This window comes from Micromonospora sp. NPDC004336, from assembly GCF_053602615.1.
In genome coordinates, this window is sequence record NZ_JBSGDY010000092.1 from 1 (window position 1) to 24,320 (window position 24,320).

At 74.1% G+C, this 24,320-nt stretch carries 22 protein-coding genes and 1 riboswitch; of the genes, 12 read left to right on the plus strand and 10 right to left on the minus strand.

Annotation, left to right across the window (positions count from 1 at the left end; genetic code table 11):
* Positions 1–77: 77 nt before the first annotated feature.
* The 3 genes from ACWENR_RS19100 to ACWENR_RS19110 form a co-directional block, all read right to left on the minus strand.
* Complete coding sequence (locus ACWENR_RS19100) at positions 78–1,085, minus strand: CU044_5270 family protein (RefSeq protein ID WP_452278322.1); 1,008 nt, start codon at positions 1,083–1,085, stop codon at positions 78–80.
* Positions 1,082–1,675: an RNA polymerase sigma factor gene (locus tag ACWENR_RS19105; protein WP_452278323.1), complete on the minus strand. Its 594-nt coding sequence runs from the start codon at positions 1,673–1,675 to the stop codon at positions 1,082–1,084. The genes ACWENR_RS19100 and ACWENR_RS19105 overlap by 4 nt, the downstream gene beginning before the upstream one ends.
* Before the next feature lie 107 nt (positions 1,676–1,782).
* Positions 1,783–2,256, minus strand: coding sequence for a MarR family winged helix-turn-helix transcriptional regulator (locus ACWENR_RS19110; protein WP_452278324.1), 474 nt, complete (start codon positions 2,254–2,256; stop codon positions 1,783–1,785).
* A 111-nt stretch (positions 2,257–2,367) separates the two neighbouring features.
* On the opposite strand from ACWENR_RS19110, the gene ACWENR_RS19115 reads away from it, so the two are divergent.
* The 3 genes from ACWENR_RS19115 to mqnP all read left to right on the plus strand — a co-directional run bounded on the left by ACWENR_RS19115 (position 2,368) and on the right by mqnP (position 5,456).
* On the plus strand, positions 2,368–2,922 hold the full coding sequence (locus tag ACWENR_RS19115; RefSeq protein WP_452278325.1) for a carboxymuconolactone decarboxylase family protein: 555 nt from the start codon (positions 2,368–2,370) through the stop codon (positions 2,920–2,922).
* A 99-nt stretch (positions 2,923–3,021) separates the two neighbouring features.
* Positions 3,022–4,482 carry a menaquinone biosynthesis decarboxylase gene (locus ACWENR_RS19120; protein WP_452278326.1) on the plus strand — a complete coding sequence of 487 codons (1,461 nt, stop codon included), beginning with the start codon at positions 3,022–3,024 and terminating at the stop codon, positions 4,480–4,482.
* Positions 4,482–5,456: a menaquinone biosynthesis prenyltransferase MqnP gene (gene mqnP / locus ACWENR_RS19125; RefSeq protein ID WP_452278327.1), complete on the plus strand. Its 975-nt coding sequence runs from the start codon at positions 4,482–4,484 to the stop codon at positions 5,454–5,456. The genes ACWENR_RS19120 and mqnP overlap by 1 nt, the downstream gene beginning before the upstream one ends.
* A 173-nt stretch (positions 5,457–5,629) precedes the next feature.
* Here the strand turns inward: mqnP and ACWENR_RS19130 are convergent, their stop codons facing one another.
* On the minus strand, positions 5,630–6,613 hold the full coding sequence (locus ACWENR_RS19130) for a terpene synthase family protein (protein ID WP_452278328.1): 984 nt from the start codon (positions 6,611–6,613) through the stop codon (positions 5,630–5,632).
* Positions 6,614–6,790: 177 nt separating this feature from the next.
* Here ACWENR_RS19130 and ACWENR_RS19135 point away from each other — a divergent pair, with 177 nt between their 5' ends.
* Positions 6,791–7,420, plus strand: coding sequence for a UbiX family flavin prenyltransferase (locus ACWENR_RS19135; RefSeq protein ID WP_452278329.1), 630 nt, complete (start codon positions 6,791–6,793; stop codon positions 7,418–7,420).
* Between the two features lie 293 nt (positions 7,421–7,713).
* Here the strand turns inward: ACWENR_RS19135 and ACWENR_RS19140 are convergent, their stop codons facing one another.
* Complete coding sequence (locus ACWENR_RS19140) at positions 7,714–7,980, minus strand: BldC family transcriptional regulator (RefSeq protein ID WP_089002465.1); 267 nt, start codon at positions 7,978–7,980, stop codon at positions 7,714–7,716.
* Between the two features lie 269 nt (positions 7,981–8,249).
* Between ACWENR_RS19140 and ACWENR_RS19145 the strand changes: the two genes are divergently transcribed.
* From ACWENR_RS19145 to ACWENR_RS19155, 3 genes are all read left to right on the plus strand, one after another.
* Positions 8,250–8,708 (plus strand): Lrp/AsnC family transcriptional regulator, encoded by a 459-nt coding sequence (locus ACWENR_RS19145; RefSeq protein ID WP_452278330.1) that lies wholly within the window; start codon positions 8,250–8,252, stop codon positions 8,706–8,708.
* Positions 8,709–8,970: 262 nt separating this feature from the next.
* Entirely contained in the window at positions 8,971–9,798 is an 828-nt protein-coding gene (locus ACWENR_RS19150; RefSeq protein WP_452278331.1) for an SDR family NAD(P)-dependent oxidoreductase, read from the plus strand.
* A gap of 22 nt (positions 9,799–9,820) precedes the next feature.
* The gene (locus tag ACWENR_RS19155; RefSeq protein WP_452278332.1) at positions 9,821–10,912 is read left to right on the plus strand and encodes a PLP-dependent cysteine synthase family protein; all 1,092 of its coding nucleotides are present in this window, start codon (positions 9,821–9,823) and stop codon (positions 10,910–10,912) included.
* 93 nt (positions 10,913–11,005) lie between these two features.
* Here the strand turns inward: ACWENR_RS19155 and ACWENR_RS19160 are convergent, their stop codons facing one another.
* The 4 genes from ACWENR_RS19160 to ACWENR_RS19175 form a co-directional block, all read right to left on the minus strand.
* Entirely contained in the window at positions 11,006–11,626 is a 621-nt protein-coding gene (locus ACWENR_RS19160; RefSeq protein WP_452278342.1) for a putative glycolipid-binding domain-containing protein, read from the minus strand.
* 107 nt (positions 11,627–11,733) lie between these two features.
* Positions 11,734–13,698: a DEAD/DEAH box helicase gene (locus ACWENR_RS19165; RefSeq protein ID WP_452278333.1), complete on the minus strand. Its 1,965-nt coding sequence runs from the start codon at positions 13,696–13,698 to the stop codon at positions 11,734–11,736.
* A gap of 197 nt (positions 13,699–13,895) precedes the next feature.
* Positions 13,896–15,416: a hypothetical protein gene (locus ACWENR_RS19170; protein ID WP_452278334.1), complete on the minus strand. Its 1,521-nt coding sequence runs from the start codon at positions 15,414–15,416 to the stop codon at positions 13,896–13,898.
* Between the two features lie 166 nt (positions 15,417–15,582).
* Positions 15,583–17,160, minus strand: a complete 1,578-nt coding sequence (locus ACWENR_RS19175; RefSeq protein WP_452278335.1) for a C40 family peptidase — start codon at positions 17,158–17,160, stop codon at positions 15,583–15,585.
* Between the two features lie 242 nt (positions 17,161–17,402).
* Between ACWENR_RS19175 and mqnE the strand changes: the two genes are divergently transcribed.
* Genes mqnE through ACWENR_RS19190 form a run of 3 tightly spaced genes read left to right on the plus strand, consistent with a single transcriptional unit; the run spans position 17,403 to position 19,340 of the window.
* Positions 17,403–18,572, plus strand: coding sequence for an aminofutalosine synthase MqnE (gene mqnE / locus ACWENR_RS19180; RefSeq protein ID WP_452278336.1), 1,170 nt, complete (start codon positions 17,403–17,405; stop codon positions 18,570–18,572).
* Positions 18,573–18,595: 23 nt separating this feature from the next.
* A complete protein-coding gene (locus ACWENR_RS19185; protein ID WP_452278337.1) occupies positions 18,596–19,018 on the plus strand; it encodes a hypothetical protein in 423 nt (140 codons plus the stop codon).
* 46 nt (positions 19,019–19,064) lie between these two features.
* On the plus strand, positions 19,065–19,340 hold the full coding sequence (locus ACWENR_RS19190) for a DUF4229 domain-containing protein (protein ID WP_452278338.1): 276 nt from the start codon (positions 19,065–19,067) through the stop codon (positions 19,338–19,340).
* Between the two features lie 72 nt (positions 19,341–19,412).
* On the opposite strand, the gene ACWENR_RS19195 is transcribed toward ACWENR_RS19190, so the two are convergent.
* Positions 19,413–20,768: a C39 family peptidase gene (locus tag ACWENR_RS19195; protein ID WP_452278339.1), complete on the minus strand. Its 1,356-nt coding sequence runs from the start codon at positions 20,766–20,768 to the stop codon at positions 19,413–19,415.
* Positions 20,769–20,979: 211 nt separating this feature from the next.
* Between ACWENR_RS19195 and ACWENR_RS19200 the strand changes: the two genes are divergently transcribed.
* Together ACWENR_RS19200 and ACWENR_RS19205 are read left to right on the plus strand one after the other, a co-directional pair.
* Positions 20,980–22,860, plus strand: coding sequence for a M14 family zinc carboxypeptidase (locus ACWENR_RS19200; protein ID WP_452278340.1), 1,881 nt, complete (start codon positions 20,980–20,982; stop codon positions 22,858–22,860).
* 167 nt (positions 22,861–23,027) lie between these two features.
* Positions 23,028–23,110, plus strand: a riboswitch (cobalamin riboswitch).
* Between the two features lie 110 nt (positions 23,111–23,220).
* Positions 23,221–24,159, plus strand: coding sequence for an ABC transporter substrate-binding protein (locus ACWENR_RS19205; protein WP_452278341.1), 939 nt, complete (start codon positions 23,221–23,223; stop codon positions 24,157–24,159).
* The last annotated feature ends 161 nt before the right edge of the window (positions 24,160–24,320 follow it).

A 24,320-nucleotide genomic window follows, 5' to 3' on the forward strand; every position in this document is an offset into this window, starting at 1 on the left:
GCATGTCGCGTCGGGCGCGACGACACCGGCGCGACGGGGCGGGCGGCCCCCGGGTGCCAGCCCGCCCCGCGCCCGGCTCAGGACGGCAGTTGGCCGGCCCGGTCGACGATCCCGACCCGGAGCACCGCGACCGAGTTGATCTGCTGCCCGGCCTTCATCCCGTCCTGGTCGCGGACCAGCACGGACCGTTCGCCCAGGTAGGCGTGGCTGACCCGGTCGAAGATCAGCTCGGTGCGCATGCCCTGCACCTGGGTCAGTGCCAGCGCCACGCCGGCCCGTCCCGCCCCGTCGGTGACGTCGCCGACCACCGTCACCCCCGGGATCTTCGCGACCGCGCCGAAGACCGCGGCCAGCGACGCCGGCGGCAGGTGCGTCTCGCGGATCAGGTCGGCGGCCGCCGTGAACGCCTGCTGGTCGCGGGGGTTCTTGGTGCCCGAGGCGTTCCTGTAGAGGTACGCCAGCATGGCGTCGGCGTCGGTCGGCAGGTCCGGCCGGTGGGCGGGGGACGGGTCACACGGCTCCGGGGCGGCCTTCTTCTGCCCGCTCCTGGGCGGCTTGCGCAGGCCGTCGCGGCAGCCGGCCACCTCGACCGACTCCCAGCCGGCGTTCCCGGCCTCGGGGCGCGTGCGGATCAGGCCGTCGCCGGTGCCGTCGGCGGAGAGCCAGACCATCCGCTGCTCGGGCCGGATGGTGCCCGGGCCGGGTTCGGCCTCGTTCCTGCTCAGGGTCGCGGCGACCGACTCGACGTAGACGAACTGGTCGCCCCGGACGGCGACCGCGGGCCCGCGCCGGGCCTGGTCGGCCGCGCCGGCCAGGATCCGCTCGGCTGCGGAGGCCGTGGCGGCCGGCGGACGGTCGCCCCTCGGCATCACCTGCGTCACCAGGACGCCGGCGGTGAGCACGGCCGCCATCCCGCCGACGGCCGCCAGCCGCCAGCCGAACCGGGGCGTGGCGAACCGGGGCGCCCGGAACCGGGTGGGCCGGGCGGCCTCGCTGAGCACCCGGTGCCGCAGGCGCGCGGGTGGGGTCGCGCCGCCCGCGTCGAGGGCCGCGCCGAGCTCGTCCAGCTGCTTCAGGTCGTTCATCGGTCCACCTCGGTGATGTGGGTCGGGTTGGTCTCGCCGAGCGCGGCACGCAGCTTCCGGCGGGCGCGGTGCAGCCGGGAGCGCACCGTGCCGATCTTGATGTGCAGCGTCTCGGCGACCTCCTCGTAGCTGAGGTCGCTCCACGCGACGAGCAGCAGCACGTCCCGGTCGCCCGGGGAGAGCCGGCGCAGCGCCTCGGCCAGGGTGCCCCGGTTGGCCTGCGCGGTGACCGAGGCGGCCACCCGGTCCGCGAGCCCGTCGGCGGCCGCTTCGCCGCCGACCCGGGCGATCGTCCGCCACCGGGCCTCCTCGGTGCGGCGGTGCCGGGCGATCTCGCGGGTGAGGATGCCGAAGAACCACGGGCGGGCGTCGGCCCGGGCCAGGTCGTACGCCCGCCGCCGGCGGAACGCCACGAGGAAGGTCTCCGCGACGACGTCCTCGGCCAGTTCCGGCCCGACGCGCCGCTGGGCGTACCGGTAGAGCTGGGTGGCGTACCGGTCGTAGAGGACCGCGAAGTGTTCCGCGTCGGTTCGGGACGCGGCCATGGCGGTGGCGTCGGTGACGCCGCCGCCGGTCATGGCCGTCAGCACGGCGGGTCGGTGCGTTGGAGCCGGTTCACAGGGGACCTCCCGTTCACGAGCGATCTGACACCCTGTCTCTCCCGCAGAGCGGTTTCGGGTTCACGCCCGCGGGTGGGTCAGCCGCCGAACCAGCCGGGCACGTCGAGGCGGAACGGGTTGGCCGGGGTGACCGCCCGCAGGTCGTCCTCCAGCGCGGCGACCCGGTCCGCGCCGAGGGTGTCGGCCCAGCGCTGCCGGAGGCGGTCGAAGACCTCCGCCGAGCGGCGCAGGCCGTCCAGGCCGTGCGTGGTCACCCGGACCAGCTTGCGGCGGGCGTCGCGGGGGTCGTCGGCGCGTTCCAGGTAGCCGAGCGCGACCAGCCGGTCGACCGTCTTGCCGGCGGCCTGCTTGGAGACGCCGAGCCGCTGGCCCAGCTCGGTGGCGGTGGTGCCGCCGCCGACCGCCTGGAGCACGAAGCCGTGCAGCGGGCGCAGCTCCGGATGGCCCTGCCGGGCCAGCTCCGCGTGCAGGTCGTCGATGAGCGTACGGAAGCCGGCCAGCAGCAGCAGGGGCAGCAGGAAGCCGGGCCGGTCGGGATCAGCCGTTGCCATGTTCGACAACCTGGTTTACGATTTCGACAACCACGTTGACGATCCTACGTCACGTGCGGCGCGTCGCCGATCGGGCCGCGCCGGCCACCCCGACCCGGAGAGCAGGTATCCGTGCCGCCGTTCACCACCCACACCGTCGACACCGCCCCCGCCGCCGCGCGGCAGACCGTCGAGGCGGTGCACCGCAGATTCGGCCACCTCCCCGCTGCGGTCGGCCTGATGGCCGAGTCCCCGGAGGCGCTCAGGGGCTTCCTCACCGTCAACGGCATCTTCGAGAGCTGCGCCCTGGACCCCGTCGAGCGGGAGGTCGTCGTCATGACGGTCGCCACCCGCAACGAGTGTCACCTCTGCGTCGCCATGCACACCGCCACGCTGACCCGGCACGGCGTCGCGTCCGCGCTGATCGAGGCGCTGCGCGCCGGCACGCCGCTGCCCGACGACCGGCTGGAGGCCCTGCGCCGCTTCACCCTCGCCGTGCTCGACCACCGCGGCGCGGTCCCCGAGGACGGGATCGCCGCCCTCCTGGCCGCCGGCTACCAGCGGCGGCACGCCCTGGACGTGGTGCTCGGCGTCGGGACGTACACCATCTCCACCTTCGCCAACCGGCTCACCCGAGCCCCGCTCGACCCGCCCGTGTCCGCGTACGCCTGGGAGCCGGCCGGCTGACGGCGGTCGGCGGTCGGTGTGGCGCAACTTACGCGGGGCAGTCGACATCACCCCACCCGGCCGGGTCGGTCGGCGGCACGGTGGTGGAGACTGGCAGGCATGGCGGCACGTGGCTTCCCGTACACCGATCTGAAGGACTTCCTCGCGGCGCTGGAGCGCGCGGGCGAGTTGCGGCGGGTGACCGCCCCCGTCGATCCGACCCTGGAGATCAGCGAGATCGTCACCCGGACGGTCCGCGCGGGCGGCCCGGCGCTGCTCTTCGAGCGGCCGACCCGGGGCGAGATGCCGGTGGCGATCAACCTCTTCGGCACCGAGAAGCGGATGGCGATGGCGCTCGGCGTCGAGTCGCTGGACGAGGTCGGCGAGCGGATCGGCAACATGCTCAAGCCGGAGCTGCCGATGGGCCTCTCCGGGATGATGGACGGCCTCGGCAAGGTCATGCAGCTCAAGTCGATGCCGCCGAAGAAGGTCAGGACCGCACCCTGCCAGCAGGTGGTCTACCGGGGCGACGACGTCGACCTGGACCGGCTGCCGGGGTTGCAGGTCTGGCCGGGCGACGGCGGGATCTTCCACAACTTCGGGCTGACGCACACCAAGCACCCCGAGACCGGCAAGCGCAACCTGGGGCTCTACCGGCTCCAGCAGCACAGCCGTAACACGATCGGCATGCACTGGCAGATCCACAAGAACTCCACGGCGCACCACGCCGTCGCCGAGCGGCTGGGCCAGCGCCTGCCGGTGGCGATCGCCATCGGCGCCGACCCCGCGGTCGCGTACGCGGCCAGCGCCCCGCTCCCCGCCGACATCGACGAGTACCTGTTCGCCGGGTACCTGCGCGGCGAGCGGGTCGAGATGGTGGACTGCCTGACCGTCCCGCTCCAGGTGCCGGCGCACGCCCAGATCGTCCTGGAGGGCTACATCGAGCCGGGCGAGCGGCTGCCGGAGGGCCCGTTCGGCGACCACACCGGCTTCTACACGCCCGTCGAGCCGTTCCCGGTGATGCACATCGAGTGCACGACCATGCAGCGCGACCCGGTCTACCACTCGATCGTCACGTCGCAGCCGCCGCAGGAGGACCACGGCCTCGGCAAGGCCACCGAGCGGATCTTCGCGCCGCTGCTGCGCTTCCTGATCCCGGACATCGTCGACTACGACCTGCCCGCCGCCGGCGTCTTCCACAACTGCGCGATCGTGTCGATCCGCAAGCGCTACCCGAAGCACGCCCAGAAGGTGATGAACGCGATCTGGGGCGCGCACATGATGTCGCTGACCAAGCTGATCGTGATCGTCGACGAGGACTGCGACGTGCACGACTACAGCGAGGTCGCCTTCCGCGCCTTCGGCAACGTCGACTACGCCCGGGACCTGCTGCTCACCGAGGGCCCGGTGGACCACCTGGACCACGCCTCCTACCAGCAGTTCTGGGGCGGCAAGGCGGGCGTCGACGCGACCCGCAAGCTGCCCGAGGAGGGCTACACCCGGGGCTGGCCGGAGGAGATGCGAATGTCCCCCGAGGTCACCTCCCTGGTCGACAAGCGCTGGAAGGAATACGGCATCTGATGCCCACGAAACCCGATCCGCGCGATCTTGCAGTTTCGGCCCCCGGTTCGCCCGGTTCATCCGCCTCTGTCGGGGCGGAAAGTGCAAGATCGCGGGGGAAGGTGCGGGCGTTCCTCGATCTCGTGGCGATCGAGCACTCCGTGTTCGCGCTGCCGTTCGCGTACCTGTCGGCGTTGACCGCGATGCAGGTTTCCGGCGGGCGGGTGCGGTGGGTCGACCTGCTGCTGATCACCGTGGCGATGGTCGGCGCGCGGACGTTCGCGATGGCCGCCAACCGGATCCTGGACCGCCGGATCGACGCGCGGAACCCGCGTACGGCCTCCCGGGAGCTGGTCACCGGGGCGGTCAGCGTGCGGACGGCCTGGACCGGCGCGGCCGTCGCGCTCGTGGTCTTCCTCGCCGCCGCCGCCCTGCTCAACCCGCTCTGCCTGGTGCTCGCGCCGCTCGCCGTGGTACCGCTGATCGTCTACCCGTACGGAAAGCGGTTCACCAACTGGCCGCACGCCATCCTGGCCGTCGCCCAGGCCGTCGGGCCGGTCGGCGCCTGGCTGGGCGTCACCGGCACCCTCGACGGCTCCTGGCCGGCCTGGCTGCTCGGCGTGGCCGTCGGGCTCTGGATCGGCGGGTTCGACCTCATCTACGCCTGCCAGGACGCCGAGGTCGACCGGCAGATCGGCGTGCACAGCGTGCCCGCCCGCTACGGGCTGCGGTTCGCGCTGCACGCCTCGACCGTCGCGCACGTGGTGACGTTCGCGCTGTTCGTCTGGTTCGGGGCGCTGGTCGGCTTCGGCTGGCTCTGGTGGGTGGGCCTGGCGTTGACCGCGCTCGCCTTCGGCTACCAGCACGTCGTGGTCAGCCCGACCGACCTCAGCAAGGTCAACCGGGCCTTCTTCACCGCCAACGGCTTCGTCGGCATCGCGCTGTTCGTCTTCGCCCTGCTCGACCTGGTGATCCGCCTCGACCTGCGCCCCTGAGCGGCACCGGTCGAGGCGGGCCGGCGCGGGGCCGGTCGCGGCGGCCGGTCCACCGGCTCGGCGCGGGCCGGTCGGCCCGACCTGCGGCGGGCTCGGCCGAGGTCGGCGGGCTGAGGCGAGGTCGCGGGCTCAGCCGAGGTCGGCAGGCTGGGCGGAGGGCGGAGGGCGGTGGCTCAGCGGAGGGCGGCGGGCTCGGCGCGGGCGCCTGGGTAGCGGGCGCTCTCCAGGGTCCACTCGACGGTGCCCCGGACGGCGTTCGCCACCCCGTCGAGATGGTCGGTGACCGCCTCGTCCAGCGTCGGCCCGAACGACGGCAGCGCCGCGCGCAGCTCGACGAAGCGCCGCATCGACGCCCGCCAGCGCTCGGCGGTCAGCGCGATCGCGGCCTCCAGCGGCACCCCGTGCTCGGCGGCCGTCGCCAGCACCAGGTTGTGCCCGCCCGAGGTGGCCCTGTCGCGCTCCAGCGAGGCCAGGTCGTTGTACCAGGACAGCAGGTCGTTGCCCGTGTCGGCGATCCGGCGCAGCAGCGGGTGGTGGTGGACCGCGTCGGGCAGCGGACGGCCGGTGACGAACTCCACCAGCGGATACGACACGTACGCGGCGGAGGTGGCGCGCCGCAGCTCGACGTACTCGGCGACGCCGGGCCGGCGCCCGGCCGACTTGTTCACCGCCTCCCGCCACGTACCGTCGAGGTGACCGGCGACGGCCTCGGCGAAGCGCTGCCGCCAGCGGGCCGGCATCCGCCGTCGCGGCTCCCGCCAGGCGCGCACCAGCAGTCGCCGCAGCGGCCCCGTCAGGCCGGCGTGCCGGAGGCGGGGACCGTCGTGCAGCAGGGTCAGCACCCCGGCGCGCAGCGCGCGGATCTGGTCGGTGCCGAGCCGGCCCGGCCCGTCGCAGGCGTCGTCGACGAGGAAGAACCAGGTGAACAGCGCGGTGAGCACACGCAGGTCGGCCTCGGTGGCGTCCGGGTAGAGGCGGCCGGCGTACCGGGCGACGCCGGCTCCGGCCAGCCGCCAGGGGGTCGGGTCGTCCGCCGGCAGGCCGAGGCCCGGCAGCAGGTCGTCGGTGACCCACTCCTGCACCCGCTCGGCGTACGGCGAGAGCCGGGGCGGGATGGGGCACTCCGACCGTAGCGACCAGAGGATCTCGCCGGTCATCTCCGATTCCTCCCGCGTGCGATGCGCATCCGTGCGAATCGCCTCCGGCAGCATGTCAGGTCGCCGGGATCCCCGCGATCCCGGCCGCCCGCCGGGAACAACCGCCCGGACGCGCATCACGGGCCCGGGTCGGGGGTGCCCGTCGGGGCGGCGGGGCGACCAGGCAGGCTGGTGGGCATGCGGGAACCATGGGTGGTCGGGGTCTCCGGGGCGTCCGGAACGCCGTACGCGGCGGCCGTCGTGCGGGCACTGCTCGACGCCGGGGAGCCGGTGGACCTGATCGTCTCCCGGGCCGCCCGGCTGACCGTGCTGGACGAGACGGGCCGCCCGTTCCGGGACGGGCACTGGGCGGAGGACCTCGCCGCCTGGCTGGGCCGGGACCTCGCGGGAGCCGACGTGCGGCACTGGCCCGCCGGCGACCTGGCGGCCGGCCCGAGCAGCGGCTCCTACCGGGTACGCGGGATGGCGGTGGTGCCGGCGAGCACGGCTGCCTGCGCCGGCATCGCGATCGGGCTCTCCAAGGACCTGCTCCAGCGCGCCGCCGAGGTCAACCTCAAGGAGCGCCGGCCGGTGGTGGTGGTGCCCCGCGAGACGCCGGTGACCCGCAGCCACCTGGAGCATCTGATCGCCCTGCACGACGCGGGCGCGGTGGTGCTGCCGGCCAGCCCCGGCTTCTACGGCGCGGGGGCGGCGGCCTCCGCCCAGCAGCTCGTCGACTTCGTGGCCGGCAAGGTGCTGGACGCCCTCGGCGTGCCCCACAGCCTGTTTCGCCGCTGGTCGGGTGAGCTGGGCGCGGCGCGGAACTGAGCCCGGCCCGCTCCACGAGGCCGCGGCCTGAGCTGGTACCGGTCCGCTCCACGGGCTCGCGGCCCTGAGCTGCCGCCGGCCAGCCTCACCGGGCCGCGGGTCGGAGTTCGTGTCGGCCCGGCTCATTTGGTCCGCGCGGGCCGGGGCGGGCGTCGGTCCGCCTGTCTGGGGCCGCGGGTCGGAGCTGGTGTCGGCCCGCCTCGCCAAGGCCGGGGACCGGGGACGGGTGTCGGCCCGTCTTACAGGGCCGCGGACCGGAGCTGGCGTCCGGTCCGCGCGATGATCCGCACCATTCAGTACATGCCGGCGTTGGCCGGGCCCGGCCCGGTCGAGGCGGCCGGCCCCGCGTTGCGCGGTTTGCCGACGTCTTCCGCCTCGTCCAACATGCCCTCCCCCTCAAGCAGGGCCCGCACCTCGGATTCCCGAAACCGGCGATGCCCGCCTGGAGTCCGGATGCTGCCTATCCGGCCCGCCGCTGCCCATCGCGTCACAGTCTTCGGGTCGACCCGAAACAACGCGGCAACTTCACCCGGTGTCAGCAGGCGATCTCCAGTGTCCACAGCCCCCTCCTCGCGTCGACGAAGCCCCCGGCTGAACACACTGCCCCCGGCCGGTGCGAGCCCAGAGCCGTCATGAGGGACGTATGGCAATTACAGCACCAGCGACCTGGCCTGTCCGCCAAACGCGAAAAACGCACTGAGTGGGAAGTTAGGAAATATTACCTGCGTACGGCTCCCTTGACTGCGAGTCTGCGAACAACTACACCCTGTCATGTTCAACGCATCCCGAGTGCCTGGCGTTACGCCCGGGCAGCTAGGGTCTACAGTCCGTGGACGCCATCGACCGGAGCATCGTCGAACTGCTGCGCGGCAACGCCCGCCTGTCCTACGCCGAGCTGGCCCGACAGGTCGGCCTCTCCGCGCCGGCCGTGCACGAGCGGGTCGGCAAGCTGGAGGCCAGCGGCGTGATCCGGGCGTACCGGGCGGAGGTGGAGCCCGAGGCCATCGGCTTCGCCGTCACCGCGCTCATCGGGATCGTCCAGGACTCCGGCGGCGACACCGACGACGTGCTGGAGGCGTTCCGGCAGATGCCCGAGATCGAGTCCTGCTACTTCATGGCCGGCGTCGAGTCGTTCATGCTCAAGGCCAGGGTCGGCACCATCGCCGAGCTGGAGCGCCTCATCGTGCGGCTGAACCGGACGCCCGGCGTCGCCTCCACCCGGACCGGCATCGCGCTCTCCACGAAGTGGGAGAACCGCCCGCAGCCCTCGGTGTCGCCCGACGCCTGACCCGGCCGCTCGCAACGGGGTCGCGTCGGCCGGTCGCCCCGGGTACGCGTCGGCCCGTCGCCTCGGGCACGCGTCGGCCCGTCGCCCCGTCTGGCGTGACGCCCGGCTGACCCGCTGCCCCGTCTGGCCCGCCGGGCAGGCGCCGTAGATCTTGGCAGGTAACGGCCCCTGGAGGGGCCATTTCTCGCCAAGATCGCCCGATGCCCCCTCGACCGGTCCGTCGCCTCTGGCGTGCGCCGCCTCGCGGCGATAGCGTGCGCCGATGACGAAGCCCGCTCCCGGGGCGGCCGTGGTCACCGGCGCCGCTGGCGGCCTCGGCCGGGCCATCGCCGCCGCCCTGCACGCCGACGGCTGGCCGGTGCTCCTCACGGACCTCGACGCCGGGGCGGTGGCCGACGCGGCCGCGCCCCTGGGCGGCTGGTCCCGCCCGCTCGACGTCCGCGACGAGGACGCCTGCGCCGCCGTCGCCGCCGAGGCGGCCGGGCGGGGCGGGCTCGGCCTCTGGGTGAACAACGCCGGCATCCTGGTCACCGGCCCCTCCTGGGAGCACGACGCGGCCACCCGCCGCCGGGTCGTCGAGGTCAACACGCTCGGCGCGATGAACGGCACCCTCGCCGCGTTGGCCGTCATGCGGGCCCAGGGGCACGGGCACGTGGTCAACGTCGTCTCGCTGCCCGGGCTGGTGGCCGCCCCCGGCGAGACCGTCTACGCGGCCAGCAAGCACGCGCTCGTGGCCTTCAGCATCGGCACCCTCGCCGACCTGCGGCTGGCCGGGCACCGGGGCGTACACGTGTCGTGTCTCTGCCCGGACGGGATCTGGACGCCGATGCTGCACGACCGGCTCGACGACGCGAACGCCGCGGCCTCCTTCACCGGGACGCTGCTGAGCCCCGAGCGGGTGGCCCGGCGGGCGGCGCGGCTGGCCCGCCGGCCCCGCCCGGTGGTCAGCGTCCCGCGCTGGCGCGGCGCGCAGGTCCGGCTGCTCGACGCGCTGCCCGGCGCGGCGGTGCGGATCGCCCCGCTGATCCTCGCGGCCGGCCGGGCGGGCCAGCGCCGTCAGCGCCGCCGGGCCGGCGCCGGGCCGCGCTGACCAGGCTTGCTAGGTTTCGAGCGTGACTCATCTCGACCGGTGCGACGAGGCCAGCCGGCGCTGGGTGACCGAGGCGATCGCCGCCGTCGAGGCGGACGCCAACCGGTCCGCCGACACGCACCTGCTGCCGTTCCCGCTGCCCCGGGCGTGGGGGATCGACCTCTATCTCAAGGACGAGTCGGTGCACCCCACCGGCTCGCTCAAGCACCGCCTGGCGCGCTCGCTCTTCCTCTACGGGCTGTGCAACGGCTGGATCGGCCCGGAGACCACGATCGTGGAGGCGTCCTCCGGCTCGACGGCGGTCTCGGAGGCCTACTTCGCGCGGATGCTGGGCCTGCCGTTCATCGCGGTGATGCCGGCCTCCACGTCGCCGGAGAAGATCGCCCAGATCGAGTTCCAGGGCGGGCGCTGCCACCTCGTCGACGACCCGGCCAAGGTGGTCGTCGAGGCCCGCTGGCTGGCGGAGGACTCCGGCGGCCACTTCATGGACCAGTTCACCTTCGCCGAGCGGGCCACCGACTGGCGCGGCAACAACAACATCGCCGAGTCGATCTACGCGCAGCTCGCCCTGGAACGGCACCCCGTGCCGACCTGGATCGTGGTCGGCGCCGGCACCGGGGGCACCAGCGCCACCATCGGCCGGTACGCCCGCTACCAGCGGCTGCCCACCAAGCTCTGCGTGGTCGACCCGGAGAACTCCGCGTTCTATCCGGCCTGGCAGGCCGCCGACTGGTCGGTCCGCACCGGGCGCGGCTCCCGGATCGAGGGGATCGGCCGGCCGACCGTGGAGGCGTCGTTCCTGCCCTCCGTGGTGGACCGGATGGTCCAGGTGCCCGACGCCGCCTCGCTGGCCGCCATGCGCGCCGGCTCGGCCGTGCTCGGCCGTCGGGTGGGCGGCTCGACCGGCACCAACCTATGGGGGGCCTTCGGGCTGATCGCGGAGATGCTCGCCGAGGGCCGCACCGGCTCGGTGGTCACCCTGATCTGCGACGCCGGCGACCGCTACGCCGACACCTACTACGCGGACGGCTGGGTGGCCGCCCAGGGGCTCGACCTGGAGCCGCACCTCGCGACAATCGAGCGCTTCCTCGCCGACGGCGCCTGGCCGGCCTGACCGCTTTGGCGGTGGCCCGGCCGGTTTGCGGCGGCGGCCGGTCGAGGGGCGGCAGTTCGGGGCTGGCCGACCACCGGGGCGACCAGCGTGTGGTCAGCGCGGGTCGACGCGCTCGGCCAGCCCCGGGTAGCGCACCACGTAGCCCTCGGCGTCGACATCGATGTCGGCGGTGAACGTGTCGCTGGTGAAGCGGACCCGGCCGGGGCCGAGCGACGTGTAGACCTGCTCGGCGGGCACCACCATCAGGCTGGGCACCAGCACCCAGGCCACGACGATCCGGTGCGGCGTGTCGGCCGCCGCGCGGGGCAACCCGAGGCGGCGCACCGGCAGGGCGTTGAACAGCGGCGAACCGCCGAGGTCGACGTCCAGCGCCTCGGCCAGCCGATCCGGGTCGTCGGTGCCGGGCAGCCCGGCGGGCGGGTGGCCGGCGGCCCGCAGCGCCGCGTCCAGGTCACCCTGCTCGCCGGTGGTCACCCGCCACCGGTCGCCGGCCCGTTCCAGGCGTACGCTCCGCAGCCACCCCGAGCCCTCCACCTCGACCTCCAACCGGGCGGCGGCCCACTCCGGGTCGGTGGCGAGCTGGTAGCGGCAGGTGTAGGGGATCGGATCGACGGCGGTGAGGGTGCCCCGGGCCGTCAGCCCTCGGCCGTCGTCGAGCAGCGCGTGCTCGCTGCCGGCGGTGTCCGTACGGGCCCAGAAGAGCGACTTCGGCATGGTCGGCATGAGCCGGACGTTACGCGACCGGACCGACCCCGGCAGGGGATGCGGAAACGCCGCCGTGGAGCACGTGCCCCACGACGGCGTTCCGGTCGACTGCGTGATCAGTGCGTACGGGCCGGCGGCCGTCCGCCGAAGCCCCGCCGGTCGTCGCGCGGCCGGTCGTCGCGTCCCCGGCCCTCGGGACGGAAGCCGCCCCGGTCGCCGAAGCGCCGCTCGCCGCGCTCGCCGTAGCCGCGTCCCTCGGCGGGCCGGTCGCCGTAGCTCCGTCCGTCGGCGGGGCGGTCGCCGTAGCGTCGCTCGCCCTGCGGTCGGTCACCGTAGCGGCGCTCGCCCTGGGGGCGGTCGCCGTAGCTCCGGCCGTCGGTGGGCCGGTCGCCGTAGCGGCGTTCGCCCTGGGGGCGGTCGGCGAAGGGTCGATCGCCCTGGCGGCGCTCGCCCCGGTCCGCGAAGCCGCGCTCGCCGTAGCCGCGTCCCTCGGTCGGCCGGTCGCCGTAGCGGCGCTCGCCGTAGCCCCGGCCGTCGGTGGGCCGGTCGCCGTAGCGCCGTTCGCCCTGCGGCCGGTCGCCGTAGCGGCGCTCACCCTGCGGTCGGTCGCCGTAGCTCCGGCCGTCGGTGGGGCGGTCGCCGTAGCGGCGTTCGCCCTGCGGTCGGTCGCCGTAGCGGCGCTCGCCCTGGGGGCGGTCGCCGAAGCGGCGCTCGCTCCGGGCGTCGCGGTCGCCGAAGCGGCGCGCGCCGCCCGGCCGGTCGCCGTACCGGCGCGGCTCCTCGGGCTCGTTGCGGACCGGGACGCCGCTCGGCTCCCGGGCGCCGGTCAGCTCGGCCAGCGCCGGGTCGCCCGCCCGCACCCGGGTCTCCGCCGGCGCGACGCCGGCCTTCTCCAGCATGGCGAGGGTCGTCCGGCGCTGCTTGGGCAGCACCAGCGTGGCGACCGCGCCCGACTCACCGGCCCGGGCGGTACGCCCCGCACGGTGCAGGTAGTCCTTCGGGTCCTTCGGCGGGTCGACGTGCAGCACCAGCGAGACGCCGTCCACGTGGATGCCCCGGGCCGCCACGTCCGTGGCGACGAGGACGTTCATCCGGCCCTCGCGGAACTCGGCCAGCGTGCGGGTGCGCATCCGCTGGGTCTTGCCGCCGTGCAGCCCACCCGCGCGTACGCCGACCGCGGCGAGCTGCTCGACCAGCCGGTCCACGCCGAGCTGGGTGCGGGCGAAGACCATCGTCCGCCCGTCGCGGGCCGCGATGGACGCCGCCACCGAGAACTTGTCGTGCGGCGGGATCAGCAGCATGTGGTGGTCCATCGTGGACACCGAGGCGGTGGACGGCGCGGTCGAGTGGGTCACCGGGTCGGTCATGAACCGCTTGACCAGCGCGTCGACGTCACCGTCCAGGGTGGCCGAGAAGAGCAGCCGCTGGGTGCCCGCCGGCGTCTTCGCCAGCAGCTCGGTGACCTCGGGCAGGAAGCCCATGTCGGCCATCTGGTCGGCCTCGTCGAGCACGGTCACCTCGACGTCGTCGAGGTGGCAGACGCCTCGGGCGATGAGGTCGCCCAGCCGGCCCGGGGTGGCCACGACGATCTCCACGCCGCGTCGCAGGGCGTCGATCTGCCGGTCGTACGGCACGCCGCCGACGGCGGTCTTGAGGAAGACGCCGACGGCCTTGCCGAGCGGCAGCAGCGCGTCGTTGACCTGCATGGCGAGTTCGCGGGTCGGCACCAGGACCAGGGCCCGCGGGTGCAGCGGCCGGGCCCGCTCGCCCTCGGCCACCCGGGCCAGCAGCGGCAGGCCGAAGGCCAGGGTCTTGCCGGAGCCGGTCTGGCCCCGGCCGAGGACGTCGCGGCCGGCGAGCGCGTCCGGCACGGTGGCGCGCTGGATCTCGAACGGAGCGGAGATGCCCTGCCGGGCGAGCGCCCGGACCAGCGGCTGGGGCAGCCCCAGCGCGGCGAAGTCGGTGGCCTCGGCCGACACCGGGGCGGCCGGGTCCTGCGGGCTGGTGTCCCGCTCGGCGGCCTGCGCGTCGGCGGTCTCAAGGGCGGGCGGAAACGTGCTGGGCTCAGCAAACGTGGTCAAGAAATGCCTTTCGAGCGGGGCGCATCTTCGCGATGGCCTGCCGCAGCTGAACGCCGCCGAATCGCCCGCAAGATCGCCCATGGGCGCGCACGGCGCGCCGGGTCAGTGATCCTCACCAGTGTACGGCGGCTCGGCGAACCCGCCACCGCACCACGGATCGGTAGTGGGCGGGCTCACCATGGTCGTCGCCGGGCGGTTCACCCGTTCAGGGCGCCACCCACCAGCCCGCCCACCGTGTCGGTGGCGAGCAGGACGATCAGCACGCTTACCGCCACGAGCAGGCCCAGCGAGGCGGCCAGGACGATCACCACCTTCCTGGTGCTGGACCGTTCCTCGGTGGCGGTCTCCGTCCAGCCCTGGGCCAGGATGTGCCCGGTCAGCGACCCGGAATTCTCCACCGGGTTGTTGGCCGGGAACGCGACCGTGGCGAAGCCCGGGCCGTCCGTGCCCGCGCCGTAGATCGTGCCGAGGTCGGGCCCGCCGTCGTAGCGCCCCGCGGGGGTGCCGTCGGACCCGCCCCGGCCGGACGGATCCGCGTCGGCGGGGCGCCCGGTCGACCGGCGCGCCTCCCGGGGAGCCGTGGCCGGCTCGGCGCCGCCCGGTCGACGGTCACCCGGACTGGTCGGCGGCGGCCACGTCGGCAGGGCGGGGGCGGGCACGGCCGAAGCGGAGGCTGGCGACGCGGCAGCCGGCGGCACGGAGAACGGCGCGGTGGTGGCCGGCGGCACCGAGGCCGGAGCGGCGGAGTACGGCGCGGTGCCGGCCGGCGGCACCGAGGCCGGTGACGCGGCAGCCGGCGGCGCGGAGAACGGCGGCGCGACGGCCGGCGGCGCGGAGACCTGCGGCGTGGAGAACGGCGGCGCGACGGCCGGCGTGCTCACGGGCGTCGCGGCCGAGAAGGTCGGGGCGGGTACGGCGGCCGTCGCGGGCGGCGGCGGGAACGGCGGCGCCGGCATCGGGCCCGGCGGGGGCGGCGGTGCGGGCACCGGCGGCCCGGGCGGCGGCGCCGGCGGACCCGGCAGGGGCGGCACCGGACCCGGGGGCCCCGGGCGGGGCGGCACCGGGCGGGGCGGCACCGGGCCGGGCAGCGGCGGGGTCGGACTCGGGACCGGCGGGTGCGGCACCGGCGGGTTCGGCGACGGCGGGGTCGGCCCGGGCACCGGCGGCACGGGGGCCGGCGCCGGCTCGGGTTCCGGGACCGGCGGCGTGGGCGGCTGCGCCGGCTCCGGCGGCTGGGCGGGCTCCGGCGGCTCCGGGTTGACCGGCGCGGCCCGGTAGACCCTGGCCTCACCGGTGCGCGACCGGATGACGGCGGCCTCGTCGGCGGAGACCCGCCGTATCCCGGGCACGGCGGCACTGGCCCGGGCCGCGGCGGTGCCGCGCTGCTCGGGGACGCCGCCGGCCGGGGTGGTCGCGCCGGTGGCCCGGTAGGTGGTGGCGGCGGTCGGGCGGGCCGGCGGCGCCGACTCCCCCTCGCCGGGGGCGGCGGCGGTGGCCACGCTCACCCGGCCCCGGGCGGGCTGCCGGCGTACGTCGTCGGCGGGCGGCTCGATCGACGACCTCGACGGGCCCGAGGAGCCGGTGCCCGACGCGGGCCCACCGTCGGCCCCGGTCGCGGCGGACCCACCGGACCCCGACGACTGCGCGGACCCGGCATGGCTCCGGTCGGGCGTGGATCCGTGGTCGACCGGCTCCCCCGGAACCTCATGCTCGGCCATGCTCGCCCTCCGCGCCACGCTCGCGCCCGGGTCCGCGGCGTCGGACCGGACGTGTCTGACTGTCACCGTGCCACATTCCGGCCGTGCGGCACAGCCGGAGTGCGTAGCGGGCCGATGGTCGGCGCGGACCGGCGTCGGCGCGCCGGGCGGTGCCGACCCGCCCCGGTCAGCTGCCGGTGCTCGTCGAGGCGGTCGCCGAGGTGCTGCGCGTCGGGTCGGCGCTGCCCGCCGCCGTGGTCGGCGCCACCGCGCCGGAGGTGGCGCTCGGCGCCGACGAGGCGGAGCGGCTCGTCGACGGCGACCCGGACGGCGACGGCGACGGCGACGTGCTGGGCGTGGGCGACGTGCTGGGCGACGGCGACCCGGTGGGCGACGCCGACGGTGAGGTCGACGGCGAGGTCGACGGGCTCGGCGACGGCGACGTGGGCTTCGGGGTCGGCTTGGCGCTGCCCGTCGGCTTCGGCGTTGGCGACGTGCTCTGCGTCGGCGTGGGCGACGGGGTGCTGGTCGGCGCGGGCACCGCCCCGATCACGCGGGTCGCCGCGTAGAGGCGGGACCAGCGCACCGGGGAGATCTTCACGACGTCGCCCGTGGTCGGCGCGTGGATCATCTTTCCGCCGCCGATGTACATGCCCATGTGGTGGATCGTCGTCCAGCTCGTGCCGGACGCGAAGAAGACCAGGTCGCCGGGGAGCAGCGCGGAGCGGGAGACGGTGCGGGAGCGGGTGGCGTAGTACTGGTCCCGGGAGACCCGGGGCAGCCCGTAGTAGCCCGCCGAGCGGTAGGCGGCGTAGATCAGGCCGGAGCAGTCGAACCGGTCCGGCCCCTCGGCGGCCCACAGGTAGGGGTCGCCGAGCTGCGCCTTGGCGTAGGCCACGGCCTTGAGGGCGGTCGGGTGGGCGGCCAGCCCGTTCGCGGTCTCGTTGCCGAGGTAGTCGGCGCCGAGCTGCTGGTCGAGGGCCTCCTGCTGGCGCTCCAGCTCGACGAGCTGCGCGGCGTTGTCGCGGCGCAGCTTCGCGAGCTTGGCCTCGGCGTCGCGCAGGGCCTTCTCGCCGGCGGCGTATTCCGTCTGGGCGCCCTTGAGCCGGGACTCGGCCGACACCATCGCCTGGCTGGCCGCCTGCTCGCCCGTGCGGGCGCGGAGGAGCTCGCCCTCGGCGGCGGTGGTGCCCCCCTCGGCCTTCTCGCCCCGGATGATGCGGGAGAGCCGGCTCAGCTCGTGCAGGTCGTTGGCGAACTCGCCGGGCGGGAGGGCGGCGGCGGCCTTGAACGCGCCCGCGGCGGCGACGTCGGCGCCCTCCTGGGCACGGGCCAGCGCCTCCCGGGCGAGCGCGAGGTCACGCTCGGCGGTGGCCCGCTGGGTCTCCGCCTCGGTGCGCTTCTGCAGCAGCAGGAGCAGCTGGTCGCGCAACTGCCCGACCTGGGCCTCGGCGGCGTAGATCTGGGTGCCGAGCGGACCGTTGACCAGGCTGCCGCCCGGCACGACGGTGTTGCCGGGCGCGCCCACGAGGCCCGGCACGCCGGTGCCGGGCGCGCCGCCGGGCAGCTGGAGCGCTCCGGCGACGACCGGGCGGGACCCGGTGTCGGGAACGGTCGCGGGCAGGGCCGGGTCGGCGTGGACCGGGTTGGCGAGGACCGTGGCGGCGACGGCTCCGAGCAGGGCGGACCAGAGCGCCGGACGCAGCACCGGCGAGATCACCGGGCTCCGTCGTCGCTGCCGTCGCCCGCGCCCGCTGTCGACCATTCCGCTCCCCGTCCGGCGTGGTGTCGCCGCGCCGGATGGGCGCGGCCGTGAGGACGCTACCAGTGTGTGTCGAACGTCCCATCCTGTCTTACCTCACCCAGGCAGCCATGTCGATGGATCGACGGGTCACGGGACGCTGAGAGTTCGGTGAGCGACGGCACGGGGGCCGACCGTGCTGCGAGGTCGTCGGCGGGCCGACGTACGCTCGATTCCTACCGCAGGCGGAAGGGACGTGGCTTTCGATGGACGCCGGACTCAAGCGTGAGCTCGAAGCGAAGGTGTACGCCGGCGAGCGGCTGACCCGCGAGGACGGCATCGCCCTCTACGACAGCGACGACCTGACGTGGCTGGGTCGGCTGGCCCACCACAGGCGTACGGAGCTCAACGGCGACCGGGTGATGTTCAACGTCAACCGGCACCTCAACCTGACCAACGTCTGCTCCGCCTCGTGCGCGTACTGCTCGTTCCAGCGCAAGCCGGGCGAGAAGGACGCCTACACGATGCGCATCGACGAGGCGGTCCGCAAGGCCAAGGAGATGGAGGACGAGCAGCTCACCGAGCTGCACATCGTCAACGGCCTGCACCCGACCCTGCCCTGGCGCTACTACCCGAAGGTGCTCCGCGAGCTGAAGGCGGCGCTGCCGAACGTCAAGCTGAAGGCGTTCACCGCGACCGAGGTGCAGTGGTTCGAGAAGATCAGCGGCCTGAGCGCCGACGAGATCCTCGACGAGCTGATGGACGCCGGCCTGGAGTCGCTGACCGGCGGCGGCGCGGAGATCTTCGACTGGGAGGTCCGCCAGCACATCGTCGACCACGCCTGCCACTGGGAGGACTGGTCGCGGATCCACCGGCTGGCGCACAGCAAGGGCATGAAGACGCCGTCGACCATGCTCTACGGCCACATCGAGGAGCCCCGGCACCGGGTCGACCACGTGCTGCGGCTGCGCGAGCTGCAGGACGAGACCGGCGGCTTCATGGTCTTCATCCCGCTGCGCTACCAGCACGACTTCGTCGACTCGGCCGACGGCAAGATCCGCAACCGGATCCAGGCGCAGACGACGATGGCCTCGCCGGCCGAGTCGCTCAAGACCTTCGCCGTCTCCCGGCTGCTCTTCGACAACGTCCCGCACGTGAAGTGCTTCTGGGTGATGCACGGGCTGTCGGTCGCCCAGCTCTCGCTCAACTTCGGCGTGGACGACCTGGACGGCTCGGTCGTGGAATACAAGATCACCCACGACGCCGACTCGTACGGCACCCCGAACACGATGCACCGCGACGACCTGCTGCACCTGATCTGGGACGCCGGCTTCCGTCCCGTCGAGCGGAACACCCGCTACGAGGTGGTCCGCGAGTACGACGCCGCCCCGTCCCTGGCGGAGCGGCGCGCCGAGCCGCAGCAGGTCTGGGCCTGAGCCGGCACGTAATCTCGTAGGCCATGACCGAGCAGCGGAGCGGGTTTCCCCGGCGCGACGCCGACGGGCGCATCCTCACCCTGGGCGACCTGCTCGGGGTGAGCCTGGCCGGCCTGGTCGTCGGCCTGCTGGCGGTGCTGCTGTTCGACTGGGCCTTCGCGCTGGTCGGCAGCGGCGACTTCGGGCGGGCCAACGGCTGGCTGGCGGTGATCCTGCCGGCCTGGCTGTTCTGGGACGACTTCCGGGCCTGGGAGTTCGGGGCGGCCCGGGTGGTGGCGGGGCTCGTGGCCGCCGCCGTGGGGCTGGTCGCGGGGCTGGTGGTGGCCGGTCTGGCCGCCGGGCTCCCGCCGCTTGCCTCCGGTGGGCTGGGCGCGGCGGCCCTCACCCTCGCGTACGCGGTGGTCTGGTTCCACGGCGTCCACTGGCTGGCCCGCCGGACGGGCTGAACCCGCACCGGGACGACCCCGGCGGCGGAGAAACGGAGTGCGGAACGTGAGCGCGGCGGTCAAGTACACGCTGGGCCGGATCGGGCTGTTCGTCGCCGTGCTGGCGGCCCTCTGGCTGGTCGACATGAATCTCTTCGTCAAGCTGATGCTGGCGCTGGCCTTCTCGGCCGCCGCCTCGTTCTTCCTGCTCAAGGGCTGGCGGGACGAGATGGCGGTGGAGATGGCCGAGGCCGCCGAGCGTCGCCGCGCCGAGAAGGAGCGCCTGCGCTCGGCCCTCGCCGGCGACGACCAGGGCCCGGACGGCCCCGCCGCCGAGAAGTGACGAGGGGCCCGCGCCGCCCGGGGTGGACCCGGGAGGCGCGAGCCCCTCGATCGGTGTCATCGGGCGGTCAGGTCACCAGTTGGTGGAGCCGGCCACCTTCGGCCACGGCTTCAGGGTGGGCTTGATCAGATAGACGACGCCGCCGGAGCCGCCGGAGACGCCGCCGCTGGCGTTGGTCCGCTTCGTCCGCAGCCAGATCTGCTCGAACTGCTCGCGCTTGTAGACGTTGCGCACCGCCTCGTTGCTCGACGAGGCCGGGTCGTTGACGATCACGTCGCCCTCGGCGGTGAAGCCGACGACGACGAACAGGTGCCCGGATGTGCCGTAGTTCGCCCCGTCCAGCTCGCTGGCCAGGAAGGACTGGCTGGTGACCACCGGGATGCCGGCGGCGATGAAGCGCTCCACCTCGTCCAGCGAGTGCAGCCGGGTGACCCGCGCCTCCAGGCCGGGGAAGCTGGCCGCGTACGCGGTGTTGAACGGCCAGTTGCCGGCGCCGTCGTACTGGTAGTCGTAGACCATCCGGGCGGCGTGGTTGACCGTCGGGTCCGGGTAGGTCGGGTCGACCCAGGACGTGTCCTCCTCGGACGCCTTCCGGCCCCAGTACTCGATCACCATCGTGGTGGAGGTGGGGGAGCACCAGGCCTGTCCGCCGCCGTCGTACTCGGGGTAGTGGCCGGTGTGCACGTTCTGCGAGTAGCGCGGGACGGCGAGCTCCCTGCCCCAGGCGATGCCGCCGGCGCTCGGCTCGACGGTGAACCGGTCGGGCACGTTGGAGCTCATCGCGCCCACCGTGTGCACGACCGGCGCGGCCTTCTGGCCCGGCGCCCGGTAGAGGGTGAGCCGCAGCTGGTAGGCCCGTAGCAGCACCCCGACCGAGGCGTCGTCGATGCTGAACGTGTCGGTCCAGATGGTCGACCAGGGGTCGCCCTGCCGGTTGACGCTGGTGCGCTTGATGTCGGCGTCGCCGGAGGCCCAGCGCCCCATCACGTACCACTTGGTCTGGACGCCGGTGTTGTAGGTGCCCTGCATCTCCACCTGGATCCAGGTGCCGGCCGGGGTGTTCGCGTTCCACGAGGCGATCAGCTCGGTGGCGTCGAACCCGATCTGGGTGACCGGGGAGGTCCAGGTCGCGTACTCCCAGCTCCGGGTCACGCCGGTGTGCGGGTCGGTGTAGTCGGTGGTGCCGAGCGGCGTGGCCAGCGTGACGCCGGGCCGGACGCCGGGGACGGCCTTCGTGCCGGCGTGGGTGCCGCGACGCCAGTCGGGGTAGCGGGACCAGTCCTGGAAGGTGATCTGCTCGTCGTGGACCACCGTGCTGGCGGTCGACGGGGCCGTGCCGGGCGCCGCGACGGCGGGCGTCGCGGTGCCGAGAAGGGTGAGCGCGGTGGCGGCCGCGAGGGCGGCCGTGCGCAGGCGGGGTCTGGCCATGGGTCCTCCGCAGGGACGGACGGATCGTTGCGGGTCAGTGTCCCGCTCGGAAGGAACTTTCGCCAGAGGGCGACGGATGGAAAATCCTTGCCGAGGTGAGGATCCGGATGGCATGCAACTGGATAACGATGAATGTTGATATGACCATGTGGGCGTGGTGGAGTGTGCTCCACCGAGCGGGATCTCCTCCCGCCCCCCGAGGAGGTTGTCCATGGCCTTCCGCAACACCACCCTCCGCCGCCGCCTGGCGATCGCCGTAGCAGCCGGGTTCGGCCTGCTCACGGTCGCCGCCGCGCCGGCCGCCGCCCGACCCGCGCCGGACCGCGCCGCCGACTCCGCGGCCACCTCCTACCGGGTGCTCGGCCCGCGTACGGTGGCCGACCGCACCGCCGTCGCCGGCACCGGCGCCGCCATCGACCACGTCGAGCACGGCGTCCTGAACGTCTCGGCCACGCCCGCCGAGGCGGCGGCGATCACCCGGCTCGGCTTCCGGCTGGAGGCGGTCGCCACCCCGTCCGCCGACGGGCACGACCACGCCGAGGGGGACGTCGGCACCGCCGCCTTCCCGCCCGCCGACTCCAACTACCACGACTACGCCGAACTGACCGCCGTGGTGAACAAGGTGGTCGCCGACCACCCGTCGATCGCCCGGAAGATCAGCATCGGGTCGTCGTACGAGGGCCGCGACCTGATGGCGGTGAAGATCTCCGACAACGTCGGCACGGACGAGGCCGAACCGGAGATCCTGTTCAACTCCCAGCAGCACGCCCGCGAGCACCTGACCGTCGAGATGGCGATCTACCTGCTCAACCTCTTCACCGACAGCTACGGCACCGACTCCCGGGTCACCAACATCGTGAACAGCCGGGAGATCTGGATCGTGCCCACGGTCAACCCGGACGGCAGCGAGTACGACATCGCCACCGGCTCCTACCGGTCCTGGCGCAAGAACCGGCAGCCGAACAGCGGCTCGTCGTACGTCGGCACCGACCTGAACCGCAACTGGTCCTACCAGTGGGGCTGCTGCGGCGGCTCGTCCGGCTCGACCTCGTCGGACACCTACCGGGGCCCGTCGGCGTTCTCCGCCCCGGAGACCGCCGCGCTGCGCAACTTCGTCAACAGCCGGGTCGTCGGCGGCACCCAGCAGATCAAGGCCAACATCGACTTCCACACGTACTCGGAGCTGGTGCTCTGGCCGTTCGGCTACACGTACAACAACACCGCCCCCGGGATGACGACGGACCAGTACAACACCTTCGCCAGCCTGGGCCAGCAGATGGCCAACACCAACGGCTACACCCCGCAGCAGTCCAGCGACCTCTACATCACCGACGGCGACAGCATCGACTGGATGTGGGGCCAGCACGGCATCTGGGCCTACACCTTCGAGATGTACCCGGGCTCGGCCGGCGGCGGCGGCTTCTACCCGCCCGACGAGGTGATCCCCGCCCAGACCTCGCGCAACCGGGAGGCGGTCCTGCTGATCAGCGAGTACGCCGACTGCCCCTACCGCGTGATCGGCAAGGAGGCGCAGTACTGCGGCGGTGGCGGCGGCACCACGGTCTGGTCGGACACCTTCGAGACGGCCACCGGCTGGACCGTCAACCCGAACGGCACCGACACCGCGACCGTCGGGGCGTGGGAGCGGGGCGCCGCCCAGGCGACCACCTCCAGCGGCGCCAAGCAGCTCGTCCCGTACGGCGGCGCCAACGACCTGGTGACCGGCCGCCTGGCCGGCACGGCGGCCGGTGACTACGACGTCGACGGCGGGGTGACCAGCGCCCGGTCGCCGGCGGTGACCCTGCCGGCCTCGGGCACGCTGACGCTCTCCCTGGCCTGGTACCTGGCGCACGGCTCGAACGCCTCGTCGGCCGACTACCTCCGGGTCAGCGTGGTGCACAACGGCGGCACCACGGCCCTGTTCACCCAGTCCGGCGCGGCCACCAACCGCAACGGCGCCTGGGCGGTGACGAACGCCGACCTCACCCCGTACGCGGGCCAGTCGGTGCGGATCCTCGTCGAGGCGGCGGACGCCTCGGGCGCGAGCCTGGTCGAGGCGGCTGTGGACAACGTCACCATCACCAGTTCCTGAACCCGGGTGGGGCCCCGTCCCGCCCCCGGCGGGGCCCCACCCACCCCCACGCACCGTCGATCCAGGGCATATCGCCGCTGTTGTCGATCAGCGAGCGGCGATGCGACCTGGATCGTCGAGGCACGTCCGGGGTGTGCGCTACGGTTCTACCGACCGCTAGCAGCGAAGCCGGTGCGAATCCGGCGCTGTCCCGCAACTGTGATGCCCCACCACGCCCGGCCGAGGCCGAGCGCGGCGGGGACGAGCCAGGTCGCCTGCGTCAGTGGTCGCGACTCGCGCTCTCGAGGAAGGGCGCCTCGCGGACGGGCGCACCGGTCCCTGTCGGCGAAGCACCACGCTCCTCGACCGACAGGAGGACAGATGTCCAGACGTACCCCCCGGCTCTTCGCCGCGACCCTCGCGGTCGCCGCGCTCGCGCTCGGCGCCTGCGCCGAGAAGACCTCCGACGCGCCCGCCACCGGCGGCGGCAGCTCCGCGACGGCCGCCTTCCCGGTGACCGTCGGCAAGCTCACGCTCGACGAGCGGCCCGAGAAGATCGTGTCGCTGGCGCCGTCGGCCACCGAGATGCTCTTCGCCATCGGCGCCGGCAAGCAGGTCACCGCCGTCGACGACAACTCGAACCACCCGGCGGACGCCCCGAAGACCGACCTCTCCGGCTTCTCGCCGAACGCCGAGGCGATCGCCGGCAGGAGCCCCGACCTGGTGGTGATCTCCGACGACCGCAACAAGATCGTCGAGCAGCTCACCGCGCTCAAGATCCCGGTCTACCTCACCCCCGCGGCGACCACGCTGGACGACACCTACCGGCAGATCACCGAGCTGGGCGCGCTCACCGGCCACGCCACCGAGGCGGCCGACGTGACCAGGCGGATGAAGGACGACATCGCCAAGCTCGTCGCCGACCTGCCGAAGCGCGCCGAGAAGCTGACCTACTACCACGAGCTGGGCCCGGAGCTGTACACCGCCACCAGCAAGACCTTCATCGGCTCGCTCTACGCGATGGCCGGCCTGGAGAACATCGCCGACCCGTCCGACGCCGACGGCAAGAACGGCGGCTACCCGCAGCTGTCGCAGGAGGTGATCGTCAAGGCGGACCCGGACTTCGTCTTCCTCGCCGACACCAAGTGCTGCCAGCAGAGCGCCGACACGGTCAAGGCGCGGGCCGGCTGGTCGGGCGTCACCGCGGTCAGGAACAACCAGATCGTCGCCCTCGACGACGACGTCGCCTCCCGCTGGGGGCCCCGCGTGGTCGACCTGCTCAAGGCGATCGTCGACGCCACCGCCAAGGTGCCGGCGTGACCCGCGCCCGGCGATGACCGGGGCGCTGGAGAAGGCACCCGCCACCCGGCGGGGGGGGGGGGGGGGGCCCGCCCCCCCCCCCCCCCCCCCGCCGGGGGGGGGGGGGGGGCGTGGTGGCCCGTCGGGTGGTACGGTCGACACGCGCGCCCGCCGGGGGTGGG